General features: G+C 67.3%; 15 protein-coding genes. 6 read left to right on the top strand and 9 right to left on the bottom strand.

Annotated elements, in window-relative coordinates; all coding sequences use genetic code 11:
- Positions 1-21: 21 nt before the first annotated feature.
- The 3 genes from AC1DFC_RS11965 to AC1DFC_RS11955 are packed head-to-tail and all read left to right on the top strand — an operon-like array spanning position 22 to position 2,051.
- Entirely contained in the window at positions 22-1,056 is a 1,035-nt protein-coding gene (locus AC1DFC_RS11965) for a hypothetical protein (protein WP_007833234.1), read from the top strand.
- A gap of 30 nt (positions 1,057-1,086) precedes the next feature.
- Complete coding sequence (gene zapD, locus AC1DFC_RS11960; RefSeq protein WP_007833232.1) at positions 1,087-1,842, top strand: cell division protein ZapD; 756 nt, start codon at positions 1,087-1,089, stop codon at positions 1,840-1,842.
- A complete protein-coding gene (locus AC1DFC_RS11955) occupies positions 1,839-2,051 on the top strand; it encodes a DNA gyrase inhibitor YacG (protein ID WP_007833230.1) in 213 nt (70 codons plus the stop codon). The genes zapD and AC1DFC_RS11955 overlap by 4 nt, the downstream gene beginning before the upstream one ends.
- Positions 2,052-2,063: 12 nt before the next feature.
- On the opposite strand, the gene AC1DFC_RS11950 is transcribed toward AC1DFC_RS11955, so the two are convergent.
- The 6 genes from AC1DFC_RS11950 to secA form a co-directional block, all read right to left on the bottom strand.
- A complete protein-coding gene (locus AC1DFC_RS11950; RefSeq protein WP_413335219.1) occupies positions 2,064-4,034 on the bottom strand; it encodes an acyltransferase family protein in 1,971 nt (656 codons plus the stop codon).
- Positions 4,035-4,051: 17 nt separating this feature from the next.
- On the bottom strand, positions 4,052-6,019 hold the full coding sequence (locus AC1DFC_RS11945; RefSeq protein WP_478179300.1) for an acyltransferase family protein: 1,968 nt from the start codon (positions 6,017-6,019) through the stop codon (positions 4,052-4,054).
- Positions 6,020-6,022: 3 nt separating this feature from the next.
- Complete coding sequence (locus AC1DFC_RS11940; protein ID WP_007833225.1) at positions 6,023-6,469, bottom strand: NUDIX domain-containing protein; 447 nt, start codon at positions 6,467-6,469, stop codon at positions 6,023-6,025.
- The gene (locus tag AC1DFC_RS11935) at positions 6,466-7,341 is read right to left on the bottom strand and encodes an ATP-binding protein (RefSeq protein ID WP_478179352.1); all 876 of its coding nucleotides are present in this window, start codon (positions 7,339-7,341) and stop codon (positions 6,466-6,468) included. The genes AC1DFC_RS11940 and AC1DFC_RS11935 overlap by 4 nt, the downstream gene beginning before the upstream one ends.
- 82 nt (positions 7,342-7,423) lie before the next feature.
- Positions 7,424-8,653, bottom strand: coding sequence for a bifunctional glutamate N-acetyltransferase/amino-acid acetyltransferase ArgJ (gene argJ / locus AC1DFC_RS11930; protein WP_413335221.1), 1,230 nt, complete (start codon positions 8,651-8,653; stop codon positions 7,424-7,426).
- 30 nt (positions 8,654-8,683) lie between these two features.
- Entirely contained in the window at positions 8,684-11,470 is a 2,787-nt protein-coding gene (secA, locus tag AC1DFC_RS11925; RefSeq protein ID WP_413314768.1) for a preprotein translocase subunit SecA, read from the bottom strand.
- Positions 11,471-11,651: 181 nt separating this feature from the next.
- On the opposite strand from secA, the gene AC1DFC_RS11920 reads away from it, so the two are divergent.
- Both AC1DFC_RS11920 and AC1DFC_RS11915 read left to right on the top strand, forming a co-directional pair.
- Positions 11,652-11,960: a hypothetical protein gene (locus tag AC1DFC_RS11920; protein ID WP_007833220.1), complete on the top strand. Its 309-nt coding sequence runs from the start codon at positions 11,652-11,654 to the stop codon at positions 11,958-11,960.
- A gap of 56 nt (positions 11,961-12,016) precedes the next feature.
- The gene (locus AC1DFC_RS11915; protein WP_478179299.1) at positions 12,017-13,006 is read left to right on the top strand and encodes an ornithine cyclodeaminase family protein; all 990 of its coding nucleotides are present in this window, start codon (positions 12,017-12,019) and stop codon (positions 13,004-13,006) included.
- Between the two features lie 6 nt (positions 13,007-13,012).
- Here the strand turns inward: AC1DFC_RS11915 and AC1DFC_RS11910 are convergent, their stop codons facing one another.
- Positions 13,013-14,164 (bottom strand): threonine synthase, encoded by a 1,152-nt coding sequence (locus tag AC1DFC_RS11910; protein WP_007833215.1) that lies wholly within the window; start codon positions 14,162-14,164, stop codon positions 13,013-13,015.
- A 94-nt stretch (positions 14,165-14,258) separates the two neighbouring features.
- On the opposite strand from AC1DFC_RS11910, the gene AC1DFC_RS11905 reads away from it, so the two are divergent.
- Positions 14,259-14,885: a helix-turn-helix transcriptional regulator gene (locus tag AC1DFC_RS11905; protein ID WP_413314765.1), complete on the top strand. Its 627-nt coding sequence runs from the start codon at positions 14,259-14,261 to the stop codon at positions 14,883-14,885.
- Positions 14,886-14,920: 35 nt separating this feature from the next.
- Here AC1DFC_RS11905 and AC1DFC_RS11900 read toward each other — a convergent pair whose 3' ends face one another.
- Positions 14,921-16,165 (bottom strand): threonine synthase, encoded by a 1,245-nt coding sequence (locus tag AC1DFC_RS11900; protein WP_478179298.1) that lies wholly within the window; start codon positions 16,163-16,165, stop codon positions 14,921-14,923.
- 124 nt (positions 16,166-16,289) lie between these two features.
- Complete coding sequence (locus tag AC1DFC_RS11895; protein WP_413335229.1) at positions 16,290-16,958, bottom strand: hypothetical protein; 669 nt, start codon at positions 16,956-16,958, stop codon at positions 16,290-16,292.
- Positions 16,959-17,021 lie beyond the last annotated feature (63 nt).

Below are 17,021 nucleotides of genomic sequence, written 5' to 3'. Positions count from 1 at the left end.
GGAGTGCAGTGGAGAGCTGAGATGGAAGACACGAAATCGGCCAGGACCTGGCTTCGCATCTTCGCCGCGGGCTACCTGGTGTGCTGCGCGCTGCTGGTCGCCAGCCTCTTCACCCCCGTTCCCTACGGCGACCTGACCCGCATCGGCCGCATCTCGGAGCGCGAATTCGGCTGGCAAGTGCCACCGCCGCCGATTCCCGACGCCGACGTCAAGACCTGGCCAATCAACGAATCCGACATCCTGGTGATCGGCGACAGCTTCTCCGTGCGCTACGCCTGGCAGGCGTCCCTCGTGGGCGCAGGCTACAAGATGACGACCACCCACTGGGACAATCTCGGCGGCACGCTGTGCGACGACTTCCCGGGCTGGCTCGAGAAGTCGGGCTTCAAGGGCAAGGTCGTGATCGTCGAGAGCATCGAGCGCCTGCTGCAGGACCGCATCGAGAAGTCCGAGAGCTGCAAGGCGATGAAGCACGCCTTCAAGCCGACGCCGCCGCCGTTCGAGAACCCGGCCAGGCCCGCGCCCGGCTTCCAGCTCAACTGGGACGCCCAGCTGCTCAGCGGCTGGTTCACGTACCACAACACCAAGGCCATCCTGGCCTCCGACAGCTGGACCAACACGCCCGAGCGCTGGGGCCCGCTGATCGACGCGCGCGTGGTGCCCGATGGCTGCAAGCAGTTCAGCCACCGCGCCTGCGACAAGCTGCTGATGACCGCCGAAGACCGTGTCAACGCGGCGCTGACAGCCGAGTCCGCGCAATTCATGAAGCGCTTCGAGCGCACGGCCGCACCCTACAAGGTGATGTGGATGGTCGTGCCCAACAAGACCACCGTGTATTTGCAACAAAACCATGCCGATGCATTCCGCGCCGCATTCAACCCGCAAAATATCGGGCCGGACCTGTTTGCGCTGGCCGAGCAGAACCGATTCAAGGTGAAGGATCTTTTCCCCGCCAACGAGACCCACGTTTCGACCCGGGGTTACATTCTTTTTGGGCAGCGTATGCTGGAGGCTGTGCGCGAGGTGTTCCCGCCACCGGTCGCCAAATCGCAATGAGCCCGAACCCGACGTGAAAAACCGATACGCGTGATCCTCTACGAGTACCCCTTCAACGAGCGCATCCGCACGTACCTGCGGCTGGAGCACCTGTTTCGCCGCCTCGGCGAGCTGGTGCCCGCTGAATCGCCGCTGTCCCATCACTACGCCCTGGTCACGATCTTCGAGATCATGGACGTCGCCGCGCGCGCCGACCTCAAGGCCGACGTGCTGCGCGACCTCGACAAGCACAAGAACGTCTTCAACAGCTACCGGGGTAATCCGGCCATCGCCGAGGCCGTGCTCGACCAGGTCGTCGGCCAGCTCGAAGGCAACTTCACCGCCCTCAACAGCGTGGCCGGCAAGGCCGGCCAGGCGCTGACCGAGAACGAGTGGCTCATGAGCATTCGCAGCCGCGCCGGCATCCCGGGCGGCACCTGCGAGTTCGACCTGCCCGCCTACTACGCCTGGCAGCACCGCCCCGCCGCCAGCCGCCGCGCCGATCTCGAACGCTGGTCGAACACCCTCTCACCGCTGGCCTCGTCGATCTACCTGCTGCTCAAGCTGCTGCGCGACGCCGACGTGCCCTACAAGGTGATCGCCAGCAATGGCCAGTTCCAGCAGAACCTGCCGCAGGGCCGCAGCTTCCAGCTGCTGCGCCTGCGCATCGACCCCAAGCTCGGCCTGATCCCTGAAATCAGCGGCAACCGCCTCATGGTCTCGGTGCGCCTGATGCACCACGACGCGGACGACCGCCTTCATCAAAGCTCGAACGACGCGCCCTTCGAGCTGACCCTCTGCGCATGACAACGCGGTTGAACAGCAAGGGCGAGCGGATCGTCCGCTGCCCCACATGCGGCGGCGACAGCATCTACGCGCCGAGCAACGCCTACAGGCCCTTCTGCAGCGCGCGCTGCAAGGGCGTCGACCTGGGCGCCTGGGCCAGCGAAGAATTCCGCATGCCGGCCGAAGCGCCGCCGGACGACGAGCCTTTCGGCGACCCGAAGATCCAGTAGGCCGCCGCAGGGCTACTTGCCGCCGGCGTCCTCGTCGAGCAATGCAGGGTCGATGTACGTCGCAAAGCTGCGTGCATACCTGGGCCGGAGGTGGCCGATGTCCTTGTAGGCCGGCGACCCGTCGTCGGGCATGCTGCGAATGCACTGGCCATCGGCGCACAGGCTCGCAAAAGGCTCGATGACCCGTGCGCCGTTGGCCTCGGCCACCTGCTTCAGCCGCGCGTTGAGCACGGCCTGGTCTTGCGGCATCGGGGCCTTGAGCTGTCCGCCGGCGGCCGTCATGCCTCCGAGCCGGCTGCCCTGGATCTGCTTGAGCGGATCGAAATCCATCCCGACCGGATTGCCGAGCACGAGGTAGACCGTCTTGTGCGCCGACAGGCGCTTCAGCACCTCGCCCAGCGACTTCAGCGACAGCTCGATGCCGTCCCCGTTGAGGAACGGGTGCACGGCCTTCCGGTCGTCCAGGAAGTAGTTCACCGTGGGCCCGGCGCCGGTGAAATAGCAGCTCCAGCAGCCCCCGATCACCACCGAATCGATGTCCGGCTTGAGCGCCAGGTCGAGCACGGCCTGGCGCCGCTCCTCGCACCCCGTGTCGGCGCTGCTGAACAGGCCGGGCACGGGCGGGCACGAGCCCTTGGTCGCAAAGTACACCGTGCGGGCCCTGCCGGGCTGCGTGCGCACCAGCTCGAGCGCGCGCGGTGCGTATTGCTCGACGTGGCTGTCGCCGATCAGCAGCACGTTGTGCCTGCCGCTGCCGGCGCGGTAGACGAACTGCCCGCCCAGCGCGGTCTCCTCGAAGCCGCCGTAGTAGTTGTCTTCGCGCGTCGCGTCGGCCACCGCCTGCAGGGCCTGGCTGTCGTTGCGCGGAGGAGGCGTCCCCAGGAAGACCAGCGCGCCGGCCAGCGCCAGCGCCGCGCCGCCGCCCGCGAGTCCGCGCAGCATGCCTTGCGAGAGATGAAGCTTGACGAAGCGTTCCAGGAAACGATAAGTGGCCCAGGCCAGCACCACTGCCGCCACCACCAGCACGATGCGCACCTGCAGCGGCGGCTCCCCGCCCGCCACGATGCGCGCATACGAAAGCAGCGGCCAGTGCCAGAGGTACAGCGGATAGCTGATCAGCCCGATCCACACCATGACGCGGTTCGACAGCAGATACCGGTTGAGCACGCCGTTGGGACCGGCGGCGATGCAGCTCACCGCGCCCAGCACCGGCAGCAGCGCCCACCAGCCCGGAAACGCCTTGGTGCTGCGCGTCATGAAGAGGCCGAGCACGATCAGGCCCATGCCGACGACGGACTGCACATGCTTCGTCCACGGACGCGGCTGCGCCGAACCATTGCTGGCGGCCTGCAGCCGCATCGCCGCCAGCAGGCCGCCGGCCATCAGCTCCCACGCACGCGACAGCGGCGAATAGAACGCCGCCGCGCGGTGCGGCTGCACGGTCAGCACGTTGACCAGGAACGAGATCACCGCCACCGCCAGCGTCACGCGCAGCATCGGCCAGCGCCTGCGCCAGGCCAGCCCCAGCAGCAGGGGCCAGAAGATGTAGAACTGCTCCTCGATGCCCAGCGACCACAGATGCAACAGCGGCTTGGTCTCGGCCGTCGCATCGAAGTAGCCCGCCTCACCCAGGAAGACGAGGTTGGCAAAGAAGGCGGCCCCGCCGGTGGTCTGCTTGCCGAGCTGCGAGAACTCGCCCGGCAGCAGCACATACCAGCCGAAAGCCAGCGTCGCGAGCAGCACCAGCACCAGCGCAGGAAAGATGCGCCGGATGCGCCGCGCATAGAAATCGCGGTAGCTGAAATCGCCCGCGGCCAGGCTCTGCAGAAGAATGGTCGTGATCAGGAAGCCCGAGATCACGAAGAAGATGTCGACCCCGATGAAGCCGCCCGGCAGCAGGCTCGGAAAGGCGTGGTACGCCAGCACCGAGCCCACCGCGATGGCACGCAGGCCGTCGATGTCGGGGCGGTACTTGGGATGCATGGTTGGCGAAGGCCCGCTCAGCGCGACGGCTGCTGTGCGGCAGGCGCGGTGCGCACCGTGCGGTCGAAGTAGCTCGCCTCTTCCCGGGTGTAGCGTGGGCGCAGGTGGTCGGCGTCCTTGTAGGCGGGCGAACCGTCGGGCATCGTGCGCAAGCACTGGTCGGCCTTGCACAGCACCGCCATGGCGTCGATGGCTTCGGCCCCGCTCGCGGCTGCGATCGCGCGCAGCCGGTCATTGAGCTGCTTCTGGTCGGCCGGCAGCGGCGCCGTCGGCGTCGAGGTCATGACCTCCATGTGCGTCAGGCGGCTGCCCTCGATCAGGCGCTTCGGCGAAAACTCCGTGCCGGCAGGGTTGTCGAGCAGCAGGTAGACCTTCTTGTGGCGCGCCAGCTCGCGCAGCGTGGACTCCATCGAAGCCAGCGAACGCTCGATGCCGTCGCCGTTCTGGAACGGGTGGATCTTGTTGCTGCTGTCGCGGAAGTAGTAGTCGGTGGCGCCCTGGCCGACGAAGTAGCAGTTCCAGCAACCGCCGATCACCACCGAGTCGACCTCGGGGCCCAGCGCATAGGCCAGCATCGCGTCGCGCCGCTCGGCGCAGCCGATGTTCTTGTCCGCGTACACGCCGGGCACCGCGGGGCAGGCGCCCTGGGTCGCGAACCAGGCCGACTTGCCTTCCATCGCCAGCGTGCGTGCGAGTTCCATCACGCGCGGCGCGTACTGCTGCACGTGGCTGTCGCCCAGGAACAGCACCCGCCTAGGCCCGCCACCGACCTTGTAGATCAGTTGCTCGCCGATCTGGTCGAGCTTGAAGCCCCCGTAGTAATCGGCGTCCAGCGTGGCGTTGGCCACGGTCTGCAGCTTGGGGCTGCTGTTGCGCGGCTCGGGCACGCCCAGGAAGATGGCGGCGCCCGCCACGGCCACCAGCACCATGCCGGCGCCCAGCGCCTTCAACGTGCCTGCACCCGGACGATTCCTCGCGAAGCGCTCCACGAAGCGGTACGTCGCCCAGGCCAGCAGCACGCTCGCCACCAACGCGGCGGCGCGGTAGGCCGGCACCGGATGCAGCGGATCGGCTTCCACGATGCGCACGAACGCCAGCAGCGGCCAGTGCCACAGGTACAGCGGATAGCTGATGAGGCCGACCCACACCATCACGCGGTTCGACAGCAGGTACCTGTTCAGCACGCCGGCCGGCCCCGCCGCGATGCAGCTCACCGCGCCCAGCGTGGGCAGCAGCGGCCACCAGCCCGGGAACGCCTTGTTGCTGCGGATCATCACCAGACCGAGCACGATCAACCCGACGCCCAGCACCGACTGCACATGGCTGCGCCATGCGCTGGGCGCCGGCGGGCGCAGCCGCATGCAGGCCAGGATGCCGCCGACCATCAGCTCCCAGAAACGGGAGGCCGGCGAGTAGAACGACGCCGCCGGCAGCGGGTGCACCGTCGCCACGTTCACCACGAACGAGACCGCCGCCACCGCCAGCACCACGCGCACGATCGGCCAGCGCTTGCGCCATGCGAGCCCAAGCAGCAGCGGCCAGAAGATGTAGAACTGTTCCTCGATGCCCAACGACCACAGGTGCAGCAGCGGCTTGGTTTCGGCGGCCGTGTCGAAGTAGCCCGATTCACCCCAGAACACCAGGTTGGCGACGAACGTCGTGCCGCCCACGGACTGCCTGCCCAGCTCGGCGAACTCGTCGGACAGCAGCAGGTACCAGCCGGCAAGCAGCGTTGCCAGCAACACAACGATCAGTGCCGGAAAGATCCGCCGGATGCGCCGCTCGTAGAAGTCGCGGTAGGTGAAGTCGCCCGCCGCGAGGCTTTGGAGAATGATGGTCGTGATCAGGAAACCCGAGATCACGAAGAAGATGTCGACCCCGACGAAACCGCCCATCAGCGCCTTCGGGAAGGCGTGGTAAACCAGCACGGAGCTCACCGCGATGGCGCGCAGCCCGTCGATGTCCGGACGGTACTTGGGGTGCATCAATCAGGAAGCCGGCGCGACAACCGGCGGCGCCACGAACGGCAGGCCACGCTCTTCGCACAGCCATTGCAGCACCGGGAAGGCACCCGGCAGCACCGGCGCCACCTCCAGCGGCAGCTGTTGCCAGGCCATCTGCTGGCCCTCGCGCATCTCGAACTCGCCGCTCCAGGCCGTGACCTTGCACCAGTGCAGGCGCACCAGCGCATGCGGGTAGTCGTGCTCCGTGACCTTCCAGACTTCGGCGCCGTCGATGGTGATGCCGAGCTCTTCATGCAGCTCGCGCCGCAATGCCTGTTCGACCGTCTCGCCCGCCTCGATCTTGCCGCCGGGAAACTCCCAGTAGCCCGCATAGGCCTTGCCTTCGGGCCGGGTCGAGAGCAGCAGTGCGTCGTCGGACAGGCGGATCAGCACGCCAACCGCGACCTCGGTGTGCTTGCGCGCTTCGGTCACGCGTTGCTCCGGCCCGCGTAGTCGCGCGCGAACTGGTAGGCCACGCGGCCGCTGCGCGAGCCGCGCTCCAGCGCCCAGACCAGCGCCTCGGGCCGCGCGGCCTCGATGGCAGCCTTGTCCACGCCGAACGACGAGAGCCACTGCGCGACGATCGCCAGGTACTCGTTCTGGCTGAAGGGATAGAAACTCACCCAGAGGCCGAAGCGCTCCGACAGGGAGATCTTTTCCTCGATCACTTCGCCCGGATGCACCTCGCCATCCTCGGTGTGGGTGTACGAGAGGTTGTCCTTCATGTACTCGGGCAGCAGGTGGCGCCGGTTGCTGGTCGCGTAGATCAGCACGTTGGGCGTCGAGGCCGCGATCGAGCCGTCGAGGATCGACTTGAGCGCCTTGTAGCCCGGCTCGCCCTCGTCGAAGCTCAGGTCGTCGCTGAACACGATGAACTTCTCGGGCCGCTGCGAGACCACCTCGACGATGTCGGGCAGGTCGGTCAGTTCGGCCTTGTCGACCTCGATCAGGCGCAGGCCCTGCGGCGCGTAGGCCTGCAGGCAGGCGCGGATCAGCGACGACTTGCCCGTGCCACGCGCGCCCGTCAGCAGCACGTTGTTGGCCGGCTTGCCTTCGACGAACTGGCGGGTGTTGCGCTCGATCTTTTCCTTCTGGACGTCGATTTCCTTCAGGCTGTCGAGTGCCATCGCGGCCACGTGCTTCACGGGCTCGAGCACGCCGTGGCCCGAGCTGCGGCGGCGGTAGCGCCAGGCGATCGACGCGTTCCAGTCGGCGGGCGCGGCCAGGGGCAGCGGCAGGATCGACTCGATGCGGCCGATCAGCTGTTCGGCGCGCTCGAGCAGCTTCTGGAACTGCTCGTTCATCTGCGCCCGCCCGGCCGTCCGAAGGGCGTAGAGCGCCCCCTCGGGGGGCAGCGACGACACGAAGTGCGGAGCGTGGGGGTCATCAGGATCTGTAGTCGGCGTTGATCGTCACGTATTCGTGGCTGAAGTCGCAGGTCCACACGGTCTCGCTGGCATTGCCGCGGCCCAGGCCGATGCGCACAGTGATCTCGCTCTGCTTCATCACGCGCTGGCCGTCTTCCTCGCGGTACGACGGGTTGCGCCCGCCCTTGACCGCCACGTGCACGTCGTCGAGGAACAGGTCGATGCCGGTCTGGTCGAGGTCGGCAATGCCCGCGTAGCCCACAGCCGCGAGGATGCGGCCCAGGTTCGGGTCGCTGGCATAGAAGGCCGTCTTGACCAGCGGCGAATGCGCCACCGCGTACGCCACCTGCCTGCACTCGGCAGCGTCCTTGCCGCCGTCGACCTGGATGGTGATGAACTTGGTCGCGCCTTCGCCGTCGCGCACGATGGCCTGCGCCAGCTGGCGAGCCACATTCTGCATCGCGGCCACCAGCGCTTGGCCATCGGCCGAGTCGAGCGAGGTGATGGGGGCGTGCGCCGCCTTCTGCGTGGCGATGACCACGAACGAGTCGTTGGTCGAGGTGTCGCCGTCGATGGTCACGCGGTTGAACGAAGCATCGGCCAACAGCTTGGCCAGCGGCTGGATCAGCGAGGGATCGATCTTCGCGTCGGTCGCCATGAAGCCCAGCATGGTCGCCATGTTCGGGCGGATCATGCCGGCACCCTTGCTGATGCCGGTGATGGCGACCGTGGCACCGCCGATCTGCACCTGCTGGCTGAAGGCCTTGGGGATCGTGTCGGTGGTCATGATGCCCTCGGCCGCGCGCGCCCAGTGGTTCGCATCGGCATCGGCCAGTGCGGCCGGCAGGCCCGCCTCGATGCGGTCGACGGGCAGCGGCTCCATGATCACGCCGGTGGAAAACGGCAGGATCTGCTCGGGCGCGATCTCCAGCTTGCGCGCGAGCGCAATGCAGGTGGAGCGCGTGCGCATCAGGCCGTCTTCGCCCGTGCCGGCGTTCGCATTGCCGGTGTTGATCACCATCGCGCGGATGCCGTAGTTCGCGGCCAGGTGGTCGCGGCAGACCTGCACCGGCGCGGCGCAGAAACGGTTCTGGGTGAACACCCCGCCGACCGCCGAGCCTTCGTCGATCAGCACGACCGTCAGGTCCTTGCGGTTGGCCTTTCGTACGCCTGCTTCGGCCACGCCGATGCGGACGCCGGGCACCGCGAACAAGGCGGCAGGATCGGGAGCGGACAGGTTCACTGGCATGGCGATTTCTCTAACGAATGGGTTGCGGGGTCAGCTGAGCTTGCCGTGGCACTGCTTGTACTTCTTGCCACTGCCGCAGGGGCACGGATCGTTGCGGCCGACGCGCGCGAAAGCCGCGGCCTCCGCGCTGAGCGCGCCCAGGCCGGCAGCCGCGATGCGGCGCTGGTTTTCCTCGTCTACGCGGATCTCGACCTCGCCCGTCTCGGTCGGTGCCGAGTAGGTGATGTTCGAGACGTTCTCGCCACGGTTTTCCATCGCTTCCGCGGCTTCCTCGAGCTGCTCGCCCGACTGCACGCGCACTGTCATCAGCTGGCGCGTGACTTCGTTCTTCACCGAGTCGAGCAGCTGGCCGAAGAGCTCGAAGGCTTCGCGCTTGTATTCCTGCTTGGGCTGCTTCTGCGCATAGCCGCGCAGGTGAATGCCCTGGCGCAGGTAGTCGAGCGAGGCCAGGTGCTCGCGCCAGTGCGTGTCGATGCTCTGCAGCAGCACCATGCGCTCGAACTGGGTGAAGTTCTCCTGGCCGATCAGCGCGACCTTGGCGTCGAAGGTTTCGTTGGCGTTCTTGAGCACCTTCTCGACGATGTCATCGTCGGCGATGGCGTCCGAGGCTTCGACTTCCTTCTTGAGCGGCATGTCGATGCCCCACTCGTTGAACAGGCTCTTCTCGAGCCCGTCCAGGTCCCACTGCTCTTCGACCGATTCGCTGGGCACGTACTGGCGCACGAGGTCGGTGAAGCAGCCTTCGCGCAGCGCCGCGATCTGCGCCGTGAGGTCGCCCGCATCGAGGATGTCGTTGCGCTGCTGGTAGATCACCTTGCGCTGGTCGTTCGACACGTCGTCGTATTCGAGCAGCTGCTTGCGGATGTCGAAGTTGCGCGCCTCGACCTTGCGCTGCGCGCTCTCGATGCTGCGCGTGACGATGCCGGCCTCGATGGCTTCGCCGTCGGGCATCTTCAGGCGGTCCATGATCGCCTTCACGCGGTCGCCCGCGAAGATGCGCATCAGCGGATCGTCCAGGCTCAGGTAGAAGCGCGAGGAGCCCGGGTCGCCCTGGCGGCCCGAACGGCCGCGCAGCTGGTTGTCGATGCGGCGCGATTCGTGGCGCTCGGTCGCGATGATGCGCAGGCCGCCGAGCGACTTGACGAACTCGTGGTCCTTGGTCCACTCGGCACGCACGTGCTCGATGTCGGCCTGCTTGGTGGCTTCATCGCGGCCTTCGTCGTTCTCGATCGCCTCGATCATCTTCTCGATGTTGCCGCCCAGCACGATGTCGGTGCCGCGGCCGGCCATGTTGGTCGCGATGGTGATCATCTTCGTGCGGCCGGCCTGCGCCACGATGTCGGCTTCGCGCGCATGCTGCTTGGCATTCAGCACCTGGTGCGGCAGGCCCACCTGTGTAAGCAGGCCGTCGATGATTTCCGAGTTTTCGATGGACGAGGTGCCCACCAGCACCGGCTGGCCGCGCTCGTAGCACTCGCGGATGTCCTGGATGGCCGCCTCGTACTTCTCGCGCGTCGTCTTGTAGACGCGGTCGAGCTGGTCTTCGCGCTTGCTGACGCGGTTGGGCGGGATGATGACGGTCTCGAGGCCGTAGATCTCCTGGAACTCGTAGGCTTCGGTGTCCGCCGTGCCGGTCATGCCGGCCAGCTTGCCGTACAGGCGGAAGTAGTTCTGGAAGGTAATGGAAGCCAGCGTCTGGTTCTCGGCCTGGATCTCCACGCCTTCCTTGGCTTCCACGGCCTGGTGCAGGCCGTCGCTCCAGCGGCGGCCCGTCATCAGGCGGCCGGTGAATTCGTCGACGATGACCACCTCGCCCTGCTGCACCACGTAGTGCTGGTCGCGGTGGTACAGGTGGCGTGCACGCAGCGCCGCATTCAGGTGATGCATCAGCGTGATGTTGGCCGGGTCGTAGAGCGATGCGCCCTCGGGAATCAGCTTCAGCTCGCCCAGGATGCGCTCGGCATTCTCGTGGCCGTCTTCGGTCAGGAACACCTGGTGGGTCTTCTCGTCGACCGTGAAGTCGCCGGGCACCGTGACGCCCTCGCCCGTGCGCGGATCGGCTTCGCCTTCCTGCTTGGTGAGCAGCGGCACCACCTTGTTGATGGCAAGGTAAAGGTCGGTGTGGTCTTCGGCCTGGCCGCTGATGATCAGCGGCGTGCGGGCCTCGTCGATCAGGATCGAATCCACTTCGTCGACGATCGCATAGTTCAGCCCGCGCTGGACCCGGTCGCCTGGCTCGTAGACCATGTTGTCGCGCAGGTAGTCGAAGCCGTACTCGTTGTTCGTGCCGTACGTGATGTCGCTGCGGTAGGCCTCCTGCTTTTCCTCGCGCGGCATCTGCGGCAGGTTGATGCCCACCGAGAGGCCGAGGAAGTTGTAGAGGCGGCCCATCCAGGTCGCGTCGCGGTTGGCCAGGTAGTCGTTCACCGTGACCACGTGCACGCCCTGGCCCGACAGCGCATTCAGGTACACCGGCAGCGTGGCGGTCAGCGTCTTGCCTTCGCCGGTACGCATTTCGGAGATCTTGCCGTTGTGCAGCGCCATGCCGCCGAGCAGTTGGACGTCGAAGTGGCGCATCTTCATGACGCGCTTGGAGCCTTCGCGCACGGTGGCGAAGGCTTCCGGCAGCAGGTCGTCGAGCGTTTCGCCCTTGGCGATGCGGTCCTTGAACTCCTGTGTCTTGGCGCGCAGCGCATCGTCACTGAGCTTCTCGAACTCGGGTTCGAGCGCATTGATGCGTTCCACCGTCTTGCGATACTGCTTGAGGAGCCGGTCGTTGCGACTGCCGAAGATCTGGGTCAGGAAGTTGGTTGCCATTGGGTGGAGATGGGCGGGCGCCTGATACGGCAGGCACTGCGACCGGATTCCCTAAGATATGGTGAAAGCAGTTGGGCGCGCCCGCTTCAAAATCAAGCTTGAAAGCAAGCGGCCTTTTTCCGGCGCGAACGCCGGCAAACCGGGCATTTTAGCTGTCTTGTTTCTAACCCCTGGATTACCCATGTATCGCCGCACGCCCCCTCCCATCTCGCTGCAGGACGCAGCGGAAGGCTCGCCCACCCTGGGCAGCCTGATGGCGCGCGCACGCGACGCTGCGGAGCGGCTCAAGGCCGTCGAGGGATTGATCCCGCCGGCCATGCGCAGCGCCATCCAGGCCGGACCCGCAGAGGGCGACGTCTGGTGCCTGCTGGTCAAGGGCAGCGCCGCGGCCGCCAAGCTGCGCCAGCTGTCGCCGATGCTGGTGACGCGGCTCAAGAACCGGGGATGGGACGTGGCGACCATCCGGATCAAGGTTCACACCGGACGCTGACAGCCCGCCAATGCCCGGAGTTTGATGTTTTGTCTGGAAGTAGATAATATTTCCAAATGACATCCGCGATCGCGCCTTCCAATGCCCAGCTCCTGCTGCTCGACAAGCACCAGGTCGACACCCTCCTCTCCCCCGACGACGTGCTGCAGGCCGTGCGCGAGGCCTTCGTGCTGCACAGCGAACGCGAGGGCCGCGTCTTTCCGGTCGTGCGCGAGCCGCTGCGTACGGGTGGGGTGTTCGGCATCAAGTCCGGCGACGTGCAGGCCCAGGACCTGCTCGGCTTCAAGGCCGCCGGCTTCTGGCCAAACAACCGGCAGCGCGGCGGCGAGCCGCACCAGGCGACGATCCTGCTGATCGACCCCGCGACAGGCCGGCCGCTGTGCGTCATCGACGGCAACACGGTGACGACCGTGCGCACCGGCGCGGCAGGCGGGCTCGGCCTGCAGCAGCTCGCACGTGCCGACAGCACGCGGCTGTGCCTCTTCGGCACCGGCGTACAGGCGCGCATCCAGCTCGACTTCGCGCTGCGGCTGATGCCCTCGCTGCGCGAGGTTCTTTATGTGAGCGCAAACGGCCAGCGCAATGCGGCGTTCGAGGCGCATTTCGCCGGCCGCTGCAACATCGCGCCGGCCACCGACCGCAACGCTGCAGTCGCCCGGAGCGACATCGTGATCACCGCCACCCCGGGTGGCGGCGGCGCGCTCTTCGATCTCGAAGCCGTTCGGCCCGGCACGCACCTGAACTGCGTCGGCGCGGACACCCGGGGCAAGCGCGAACTTCCCGACGGCCTGCTGCCGCGCGTGCGGCTGTTCGTCGACGACCGGACGCAGGCGCAGCAGATCGGCGAAACCCAATGGGCGCCCGACACGGCATGCATCGAACTGGGCGACCTGCTGAGCGGCAAGACGCCCTTCGAGCGAGCCCTCGCCGACATCACCGTCTTCGACATGACCGGCCTCGCGCTGCAGGACCTGACCGTCGCTCGCCTGCTGCATGCGCGCGCCGACGAAACGGGAACGGGCACACGCATCGCGTGGCCCTGGTAGTGCTGACTACACGGCGACGGCGGCGCCGAACAGCTCGGTCATGAACTGCGTCGATTTCAGGCCAGTGCCTGTCAGCAACGCGACCGTCGTCTCGCTGGCCTTGATGTCGCCGCGCTGCGCCAGCACCTCGATGGCCGCCGCTGCCGAGGCGGACGTCGGCTCCGCGTAGAGCCCGCTCGCTGCCAGCCGGCGCACCGCCGCCGCGATCTGCTCCTCGGTCAGCGCCACCGTCTTGCCATCCGTCTCGCGCAGCGCCTGCAGGATTTCCTGCAGGCGCACGGGCCGCCTGATCGCCGTGCCTTCGGCAATCGTCGGCCGCACGATGCGCTCCACCAGCGTCTCGGCGCCCGCCATGAAACTCGCATCGATCGGCGAGCAGTTCAGCGGCTGCGCCACGAAGATGCGGGGCAGCTTCGCGATCTGCCCCGCCGCCAGCAGTTCCTTGAAGCCGATCCAGCAGCCGAGCACATTGCTGCCCGCGCCGGTCGGAATCACGACGTTGTCGGGCGCGGTGAAGCCCAGGTCTTCCCACAGCTCGTAGGCCAGCGTCTTCGTACCCTGCAGGAAGAACGGATGCCAGTTGTGGCTCGCGTAGAAGATCGATTCCGACTGGCGCACCGCCTCGTATTCGGACTCTTCGCGCGGCCCCGGCACCAGTTGTACCTCCGCGCCGAAGGCCCGGATCTGCGCCACCTTCGGCGCGGGCGTGTAGCTCGGCGCGAGCACCTTCACGCGCATGCCCGCCGCCGCGCCGGCCGCCGCAATCGCCGCGCCGCCATTGCCGGAGCTGTCTTCCAGCACCGCATCGACGCCGATCTGCCGCAGGAAAGACATCATCACCGCCGCGCCTCGGTCCTTGAAGCTGCAGGTCGGATTGAACCACTCGAGCTTGAAGTAGGGCTCGAAGCCGCCCCACCGCTTCTGCACCAGCGGCGTGCAGCCTTCGCCCATGCTCGCGGGCTGGTCGATCGCCACGGGCAGCGCCGCGCGGTAGCGCCACAGCGAGCGGACGCGCGAATCGATGTCGTCGCGCCCGATGCCGGGCAGCGGCGTGACCATCATCGGGTGGCCGTCGTCGGAGCGCCATCGGCGTTCGGACAGGTCGTAGTGCCTGCCGGTGCGGGGATCGACATAGCGTGCGCGTTCTCTCGCGGTCATTCGCGGGCTCCAGTACAAAATTAGATAATACATCCAACACTATACTTTTTGTATGAATTGGATTGTCCGTCCAGAGCTGGATACATTCCACGGCATGAAGAAGAAGCCGAACAAGCAGCTCCTGGACATGCTGCGCAACATGGCCGAAGGCCTGGGCCAGACCTTTGCGCCCTTCTGCGAAGTGGTGGTGCACGACCTGAGCAACCCGAAGAACGCGATCTACGCCATCGAGAACAGCCTGAGCGGCCGCGAGGTCGGCCAGCCGGTCACCGAGCTGGGCCTCGCTCGCATCCGCGACCCGGAGTTTCCGGCGGTGATCGCGAACTATGCCAACACCTTTCCCGACGGGCGCAAGGTCAAGAGCACGTCCATCGGCATCAAGGACGACAGCGGCGAATACGTGGCCGCGCTGTGCCTCAACGTCGACCTCACGCTGTTCCAGAGCTTCCAGGGCGCGATCTCGCAGTTCACGAAGATCGACGACAAGGATGTGCACGAGCACCTCGAGAGCGGCGGCAACCACTCGGACCGCATCCACGCGCGCATCGACGAGTTCGCGGCGTCGCGCGCGACCACGTCGCGCTCGCTGAAGCCCGCCGACCGCAAGCAGCTGGTGCAGGAACTGAAGAAGGCCGGCATGCTGGAGGTCCGCCGGGGCGCCGAGATTGCCGCGGCGCACATGGGCGTGTCGCGCGCCACGGTCTACAGCGATGCGAAGTAAGGGGCTCGCCTCCTACTGCGGCTGCAGGCCGAAGGCTAGACAGGACGGTCGGGCCAGCTCGGATCGCCGGCCGCGCTGGCGGTCAGCATCAGCACCACATGCGCGTCGGCCGCGACGGCGTTGCTCTCGCGCAGCTGCCGCAGGGCAGCCAGGCCGCCGGCCGCGCACAGCTCGGCGCTGATGCCGGACGCCGAGAGCAGCCGGCGCGCGGCGCGCGCTTCGTTGTCGCCCACGACCACCGCGCCGCCGCCCGTCGCGGCGGCGGCCTGCCACTGCAGGTAGGTGACGGTGGCTCCGGCGGTGGAGAACTGCGCGGTGTGGCCCGGGTAGCTGTCGTTGAGGGGGCCGCCCGCGAGCACGCGCGCCAGGCGCGGGAACGGCTCCACGAGCCAGAGCCTCGGCAGGCGTGCGATGCGCCCCGCGGCCAGCAGGTCGCGAAAGCCCGCGTAGATGCCCCAGGCCAGGTCGCCGCGCGCGGTGGGAATCACGATGTGGTCCGGCAACCCGCCATCGGCCACGCATTCGAGCGCGATCGGCTTGTAGCCTTCGATTGCCAGCGGCGCGCTGCCCAGCGCGGGCAGGCGGTAGTTGGTCAGCGCAAAGTAGCCGGGGTGCTGCGCACGCTCGCGCACGAAGGCCCAGCGGCCCGCGTTGTCGGCGAACACATAGCGCCGCGCGCCGAGTGCATCGAGCTGCCGCGCATAGGTGGCCGGCATGCCTTCGTAGGTGGCCACTTCGCAGCCCAGGCCCGCGGCCCATGCATAGTGCGCCGCCGACACGGCCGCGTTGCCCGACGAGGCCAGCACCAGCGTGTGGGCGTCGAAATCGAGCGCCTGCGCCACGCCCACCGCGGTCATGCGGTCCTTGTGCGAGCCGGTGGGATTGCAAGACTCGTCCTTGATGGCCAGCCGACCCACGTCGAACTGCCGCGCCAGCTCGGGCACGTCCTGCAGCGGCGTCTGCCCTTCGCCCAGCGCGAAGCCGGAGGTGTAGGGCATGGGCATCGCTTCGGCACTGCCGGACAGGTAGCTGGCGCGCAGCGCGACGTGAAGGCCTCCGCGCCTGCACGCGGGACATCCGTCGTGCGCCAGCGCGAGGGGGAAGAGCGCATCGCACCGCAGGCACTGCAGGCCGCGCAGGTTCGGGTTGCGCACGGGCCTGGGTGTCCGATTGCGTGCCGCCATGCCCAAGGGGTTGCCCGAAGGATGAGCCGCGGAATCGAGGGGAGGAGCAGCGAACTTGAAGTCCAGCACGGGCGATGTCGTCACGGGATCAGGCATGGGAGGTTGTCACCAAATCTTTTGCAGTCGGAATCAAAAATTGCGCAGGGCCGGATACTCGATCGACAACCAGGCCCATCGATGGGATTCGCGGAAATCGGATACAGCGCCTCCTGCGGCAGGCTCACTTCCAGGTGAATTCGTGGTTCAGCCCGATCGCGAAGCCGCGCACGCCCTGCGGCCCGGTGCGCGACGCGCTCACGTCCACGCTGATCAGCGGCGTGAGGCTGAAACGCCCGCCAATGCGCGAAGTCCAGACGCCCGCCGCACGGTTGCGTTCTGCGATGAGCGACACGGTGTCGTTCAGCGCCCATTCGACGCCCGCGCCGCCGCGCGGCGTGCGAAGGCCGGTGCCCAGCGCCCAGTCGGCACCGAAGTTGACATGCACCTGCAGGCTGCTGGCCGGGCGCCACGTCATCGGCACGACGAACTGCCCACCCATGCGGCCGCCGCGCCGCAGGTCCGAGACGATGCCGGCCGACACGGCGGCGCTGAACGGCGCATCCGCCGCCTGCCCGTAGAAATTCCATTTGACCTGCGGCCCGCCGGTGACCGAGTGCACGCCCTGCACCGAGGTGCGGTCGAAGTTCAGGCCCAGCTCGATGGGACCCACCCGGCAGGCGGGCCCGAGATGGAACCCCGTGACCGGCTCCGTGCCCGTGCGGCTCCACCAGGTCTCGTACTGGCATTGGCCCGGGTCGAGCGTGCTGGCGTCGTCCACGTCGAAATGGCCGGCGGCCCGAGCGCCAGGACTCGCGCCCAGGCTCACGAACAGGCAGGAAGCAGCAAGCATCCAGCCGCGGCATGTCGGTCGGGTTGTTGTCCTGTTGTGCCTGTTGTTCTTCATCGCGCGCGT

It is taken from the genome of Variovorax sp. 10L421 (assembly GCF_056395365.1).
The sequence above is the reverse complement of the archived record's forward strand: the minus strand, read 5'-3'. Positions and strand labels throughout refer to the sequence as shown.